This is a genomic window from Candidatus Thiosymbion oneisti, assembly GCF_004359955.1.
GTDB lineage: Bacteria > Pseudomonadota > Gammaproteobacteria > Chromatiales > Chromatiaceae > Thiosymbion > Thiosymbion oneisti.
Genome location: NZ_SMSC01000032.1, coordinates 37,089 through 43,088 on the forward strand (window position 1 = coordinate 37,089; position 6,000 = coordinate 43,088).

The following is a 6,000-nucleotide window of genomic DNA, read 5'->3' on the forward strand; positions in this document are numbered from 1 at the left end:
TAATCCCTGTGCAGGGTGCCGAACACGGCGAGAAATCAAGCTATTAGAGGGATTGGCGCTTTTTTATCAGCCCCCTGATTTTCAATTTTAATCAAAGACTTAAATGATTTTCTAATAGACCGATCTAGGCCGAGCTGGGGTTTCATGCAATCGTCCTGATGTCAAGGCCCGGATGTGTATAAGTTCAATCCGGTCGCACCCCGCCGGCGGTGCATCCGCAACGGCGTTAGCCCTCTCGAACCACGGATCGACACGGATCAACACGGATTGGTTTCCATCCGTGTCGATCCGTGTTCATCCGTGGTTCTCTTTCCGGTTGTTAATGGAATCTCCTGTAGGGAACGGCCGACCTGCCATTCCGCAGAGTCGTTCCGCAGGCGGTTCAGAACGCCGGGTCGGGCGTTCCCTACGAGAATTGAGGCACAGCCCACCCTACCGGCGACTCAAACCGACCCGCCAGGGTCATGTCTGCGGGCAAGGTTTATACAGGCTCGCTCGGTTGCGATTTATCCGGGGGTTGCACTCAACCCGAAAAGCAGTCAGGATTGGTATCTGCGAGCGGTCGTCCAGAGGGAAGATGGCGCTTACCGGAATGGCCGTCCCATCCATCTAAAGGGCGATTGTCTGATGGCAATCGCCCCAAGCAGCCGAAGTCGTACCGCATGACCCCCGAAGATCTCAAGCCAGTCCGCGATCACATCGCCGCACGCATCATCGGCCAACAGCGATTCGTCGACAGCATGCTCATCTGCCTGCTCAGCGACGGTCATCTCCTGGTGGAGGGCATGCCGGGCCTGGCTAAGACCACGGCGATCAAGGCCATGGCGGAGGCGGTGGAAGGGGATTTTCACCGCATCCAGTTCACCCCGGATCTGTTGCCGTCGGATCTGATCGGCACCGACATCTACCGGCACGAAAAGGGTGAGTTCGAGTTCCGTCCCGGCCCCCTGTTTCACAATGTGCTGCTCGCCGATGAGGTCAACCGGGCCCCGGCTAAGGTGCAATCGGCCCTGCTGGAGTCCATGGCCGAGCATCAGATCACTGTGGGCCAGCGCACCTATCCCCTGCCCAAGCTGTTCATAGTGTTGGCGACCCAGAACCCGGTGGAGCAGGAAGGTACCTACCATCTGCCGGAGGCCCAGCTCGACCGCTTCCTGATGGAGGCGGTGGTGGACTATCCCACCCGGGAAGAAGAACTCAAGATCCTGGAGCTCGACCTCCAGCAGCAACGGACCAGCTATACGGCACCGTCCAAGCCCCTGTCCCAGACCGAGCTGTTCGCGATGCGTCGGGACGTGGCCAATCTGTATCTGGATCCTAAGCTCAACAACTATATCGTCGATCTGATCCAGGCGACGCGCAATCCCAAGGTCTATGACCCGGATCTTGGCCGTTGGTGTCGGTTCGGGGCCTCGCCCCGCGCCAGTATCGCCCTGGCCCGGTGCGCCCGGGCCCGGGCCTGGATGGATGGCGACCAGTTCGTCGCCCCGCACCATATTCAGGCCGTCGCCCCGGAGATCCTGCGCCACCGGTTGCTCCTGACCTTCGAGGCGGAGGCCGAAGGCATCACCACCGACGAGTTTATCAATCGGTTGCTCAATCTGGTCGCGATTCCCTGAGGGACAAGCCTCCCACTCGATGAGTCTCTATCCCCGCCTCGACGACCTGCTGGAGCTCCGCCACCAGGCCCATACCCTGGGCTTGCCCTCGCACCACCTGGTCAGCTCCACCTTCGCCGGACTCTACGCCTCGGTGTTCCGGGGCGCCGGCGTCAACTTCGAGGAGGTGCGCCAGTACCGCGAGGGCGACGATATCCGCTACATGGACTGGAAGGTCACGGCCCGCACCAACGAGCCCCATCTCAAGGTCTTCCGCGAGGAGCGCGAGCGCTCCGTGGTCTTGTGTGTGGACCGGGGTCCTCACATGGGCTTCGGCACCCGCGGTACCTTCAAATCGGTGCAGGCGGCCCGCGCCGCCGCCCTCATCGGGTGGGCGGCAAGCCGCCTCAACGACCGGGTGGGCGGTATGGTCTTCGGTGACGTGGAGGCAGGGTTACAGCACTTCAGGCCCGCCCGCGGCCGCCGCGCCCTGTGGCGGCTCCTGCGCACCCTCACCGAACCGGCGGCGGCCGGCGATGCCCCCAGCGACTACCTGGGCGGCGCCCTGCGGCGGGCTACCCGCGGCCTGCCGACCGGATCCCTGGTCTTCGTCATCGCCGATCTCAACCGAGAGGCCATCGACCTGGAGCGGGTCCTGGGCACCCTGGTTCAACGCAACGCGGTGGCCCTGATCCCGGTGGATGACCCGGCGGATTGGGAGATCCCGGCCATGGGCGTGACCACCTTCACCGGCACCGACGGCCAGCTGATCGAGATCGACACCGATGACCCTCAGGCGCGGCTGATCTACCGCGAGACCTGGGAGGAGCGGCGGAAGATGCTCCAAGCCATGGCCTACCGGCTCAATATCATCCTCCTGCCGGTCCGCACCGACCAGGAGATCCACCTTACCCTCATCCACGACCTGGAGCACCGGGCACGGTCGCGGGCGGTCTGAATGTTCCCGGGTGTAGAGCAGCTGCGCGATATCCACGGCATCCAGGGCGTGCCCTGGTGGCCGCCTGGACTCGGTTGGTGGCTCCTGACGGCGGCGGTGCTGGCGCTGGCCTTTCTGATCTGGCGCTTTCGCGCCAAGCTCCGTGTGACGATACCGCCCGTTCCCTTCTTCACTGTCGGCAGTTGGCGCTGGGACGCGGCCCGGCGGCTACGGGACCTGCGCAAACGCGCTGGCACCCAGGACAGCAAGCAGACCGCGGGCGAGCTCTCCGAGCTGCTGCGGCGGATCGCCATGGCCCGCTTGGGGCGTGATGCCTGCGCGGGACTCACGGGCCAAGACTGGCTGGCCTGGCTCCAAGGCAATGACCCCAGCGGTTTCGACTGGTCCCGACGGGGACAGGCGTTGCTGGAGATCCCCTACGCCCCACCTGCGGACCCCAAGCGTTCCCAAGAGCTGCTCGTGCTCATCGATGCCGCCTACGATTGGGTCGAGACAGAGGAGCGGAAAAAAGAGGCGCGGAGAAAACCGGATGTTTGAGTTCCACTGGCCCTGGGTCGGTCTTCTCCTGCCGCTCCCCTTGCTACTGCCCTTCCTGTGGCCGGATCGCCGCGCAGGCCGAGATGAGGAATTGGAAGGACAACGGACCACCCTGCTACATCCCCATCTGCAGGAGCTTAAGTCCGCCTTCCAGGCCCGCCGACCACGCCGCCGGCTCGCCGGCTGGTTTCACAAGGCCCTGCTGTATCTGCTGTGGGCCGGTCTGGTCCTGGCCCTCATGCGTCCCCAATGGCTCGAACCCCACACCCAAGTCAGCACCCCGGGCTATGACCTGATGCTGGCGGTAGACGCCTCCCACTCGATGGACGCCCTGGACTTCACCGTCGAGGGTCGGCAGGTGAGCCGGATGCAGGTCGTCAAAGGGGTCATGGGCCGCTTCGTGGATGCCCGCAAGGGAGACCGCATCGGGCTCATCGTCTTCGGCAGCCAGGCCTTCGTGCTCTCGCCCCTGAGCGTGGACCGGCTGGCCGTGCGTCAGTTGCTGGACGGCGTGGTGCCCAGCATTGCGGGTCAAGGCACCGCCCTGGGGGATGCCATCGCCCTGGGCGTGAAGAAGCTGCGTGAGCGCCCCGAAGGCTCCCGGGTCATGATCCTGATCGCCGACGGCGACAACTCCGCCGGGGGCTTCGCGCCGCTCGAGTCGGCCGTGCTGGCCCGCGCGGCGGGGGTGCGCATCTATGTCATCGGCGTCGGCAGCAAGCAGGAACGCATCCCCATCGTGGAAGAGGGGGTCATCAAATACCGGGACGACCTGACCATGGACGAGGACACCCTGCAACGCATCGCCAATATCGGCGGCGGGGCCTACTTCCGCGCCACCGACACCCGGGCCCTGGAAGAAATCTCCACCCGGATCAGTCAGCTCGAAAAGACCGAGGCGGAGGCCCGTACCGCCTTCCTGCCCACGCCCCTGTACCGCATCCCCTTGGCCCTGGCCTTGCTGGCCCTGCTGGGGCTCGGCCTGTTCCCGGAGGGGCGCAAACGCTTCGTGACGAGGGTAGCCAGTGCCTGAGACCGGCTTTCACTTCGAGCAGCCCGGCTGGTTGTGGGCCCTGCTGGCCCTGGTCCCGGTGGCCGTCTGGCTATGGCGCAGCTCCGCCAAGGCCGCGCGCGGACCCATCCACCGCTACGCCGACCCGCACCTGTTGCCCCACTTGACCGGTACCCGGGCGCTCAAGACCACCGAACGCTGGGGCCGTTTCCTGCGCTGGTCGGGTCTGTGGGCACTGCTGATCCTCGCCATGGCCGGGCCCAGATGGGACTACGAAGACATCCGCCTCTTCCATCCCGGCAATAACCTGTTGATCCTCCTGGACATCTCCCGCTCCATGCAGGTAGACGACGTGCCTCCCAGCCGCCTCGGCCGCGCCCGCCAGGAGATCCAGGACCTGATCCTACAGAATCGCCAGGTACGCCTCGGGCTGATCGCCTTCGCCTCGGTGCCCCATGTGCTCTCCCCCATCACCGAGGATACCTACACTATTCTGAATTCCCTCCCGGCCCTGTCCACGGACCTGGCCCGGCTCCAGGGCAGCCGCCTGCACCAGGCCCTGGACCGCGCCGAGAACCTGCTCGGCAGCCTGCCGGAGGACAGTGCCCGCTCCATCCTACTCATCTCCGACGGTGACTTGGACGAACCAGGGCTGACCGCACGGATCGAAAAGCTGGCGGGGCAGGGCATCCGTTTTCATGTGCTCGGCATCGGTACCGAGGAAGGCGCACGGATCCCGGCGCAGCAGGGTGGGTGGATCCTCGACCGCACCGGCCAGCCTGTCCTCTCCTCCCTCAACGAAACCCTGCTCGAGGAGCTGGCTGCTGCCGGCCAAGGGATTTACCAGGTGGCGGACTACCGGGACGACGACACGGAAGAGATCCTGGAAGCGGCGGCCATCACCCGTCTGCCCCCGGAGGCAAGTGACGAGCGCACCCGGATCTGGAACGAACGCTTCTATCTGCCCCTACTGCTCCTGGCCGTCCTGCTGCTGCCCAACTTCCGGGGGCGACGTAGGATGTGGTGAGCGCCTGTCTGCGTGCAGGGCGCGCAGGCGGCCAGCGAACCGCAGCATCACGGACATGTTTTATCCACAGATTGCGCAGATTCCCGCAGATGAAAAAACAATCTGCAAGAATCTGCGCAATCTGCGATAAAAAAAGTCGATTGATATGCAATTAGCAAAAGAAATCCTTAGCCATGTAAAACGTCTTCCGGAATCTTCTCAGGCTGAGGTGCTTGATTTTGTGAAATTCCTCGAATTGAAGTCTGAAAAAGACAATGGAGACCAAGAATGGGCAAATATTAGCATATCAAACGCAATGCATGGCATGGAAGATGAACCTAGCCTCTATTCCATTAATGACATTAAGGAAAAAGTTTTATGATTCAGGGAGGGCAAATTGTTCCTTTGCTCTAATAAAAAGCTCTAGCGGACGCTCATAAGCCTGTGCCGTTGAGCTTACCGTAATGTGGAGAGTATTATGCTGGTAGAATATCTACAAACAAGTTTACGACACGCACATTATGAAATTCTTGAAGAAGACAAGAGTTTCTACGGAGAAATTCCAGGCTTCCAGGGAGTCTACGCGAATGCCTCCACCTTGGAAGAGTGTCGTGAACAACTTAAAGAGGTCTTGGAAGAATGGGTACTTTTCAGGGTTTATAAAAATTTGCCATTACCACAAATAGATGGTATTGAAATAAAAATAAGAGAAGCTGCATAATGCCAAAATTTGGACCGATAAAACGGCGAGATTTCATAGCGTATCTCAATAATGCCGGTTTTGAAGGTCCATATTCCGGAGGTAAACACCAATTTATGATTAGAAATAGTGTCACTTTAAGGGTACCAAATCCTCATCAAGGAGATATCAGCAAAGATTTACTTTCAA

The 6,000-nt window shown here is 61.5% G+C and carries 7 protein-coding genes; all 7 read left to right on the plus strand.

Going from position 1 to position 6,000, the window contains the following annotated elements; genetic code table 11:
- Positions 1-662 precede the first annotated feature (662 nt).
- Complete coding sequence (locus E1958_RS16545) at positions 663-1,619, plus strand: AAA family ATPase (protein ID WP_089728806.1); 957 nt, start codon at positions 663-665, stop codon at positions 1,617-1,619.
- Between the two features lie 19 nt (positions 1,620-1,638).
- Positions 1,639-2,556: a DUF58 domain-containing protein gene (locus tag E1958_RS16550; RefSeq protein ID WP_133512854.1), complete on the plus strand. Its 918-nt coding sequence runs from the start codon at positions 1,639-1,641 to the stop codon at positions 2,554-2,556.
- The gene (locus tag E1958_RS16555; protein ID WP_133512855.1) at positions 2,557-3,093 is read left to right on the plus strand and encodes a DUF4381 domain-containing protein; all 537 of its coding nucleotides are present in this window, start codon (positions 2,557-2,559) and stop codon (positions 3,091-3,093) included.
- Complete coding sequence (locus E1958_RS16560; RefSeq protein ID WP_133512856.1) at positions 3,086-4,126, plus strand: VWA domain-containing protein; 1,041 nt, start codon at positions 3,086-3,088, stop codon at positions 4,124-4,126. The genes E1958_RS16555 and E1958_RS16560 overlap by 8 nt, the downstream gene beginning before the upstream one ends.
- A complete protein-coding gene (locus E1958_RS16565) occupies positions 4,119-5,132 on the plus strand; it encodes a vWA domain-containing protein (RefSeq protein WP_133512857.1) in 1,014 nt (337 codons plus the stop codon). The genes E1958_RS16560 and E1958_RS16565 overlap by 8 nt, the downstream gene beginning before the upstream one ends.
- Before the next feature lie 145 nt (positions 5,133-5,277).
- Positions 5,278-5,493: a DUF2281 domain-containing protein gene (locus E1958_RS16570; protein WP_133512858.1), complete on the plus strand. Its 216-nt coding sequence runs from the start codon at positions 5,278-5,280 to the stop codon at positions 5,491-5,493.
- Between the two features lie 96 nt (positions 5,494-5,589).
- Positions 5,590-5,832, plus strand: coding sequence for a type II toxin-antitoxin system HicB family antitoxin (locus tag E1958_RS16575; RefSeq protein ID WP_133512859.1), 243 nt, complete (start codon positions 5,590-5,592; stop codon positions 5,830-5,832).
- Positions 5,833-6,000 lie beyond the last annotated feature (168 nt).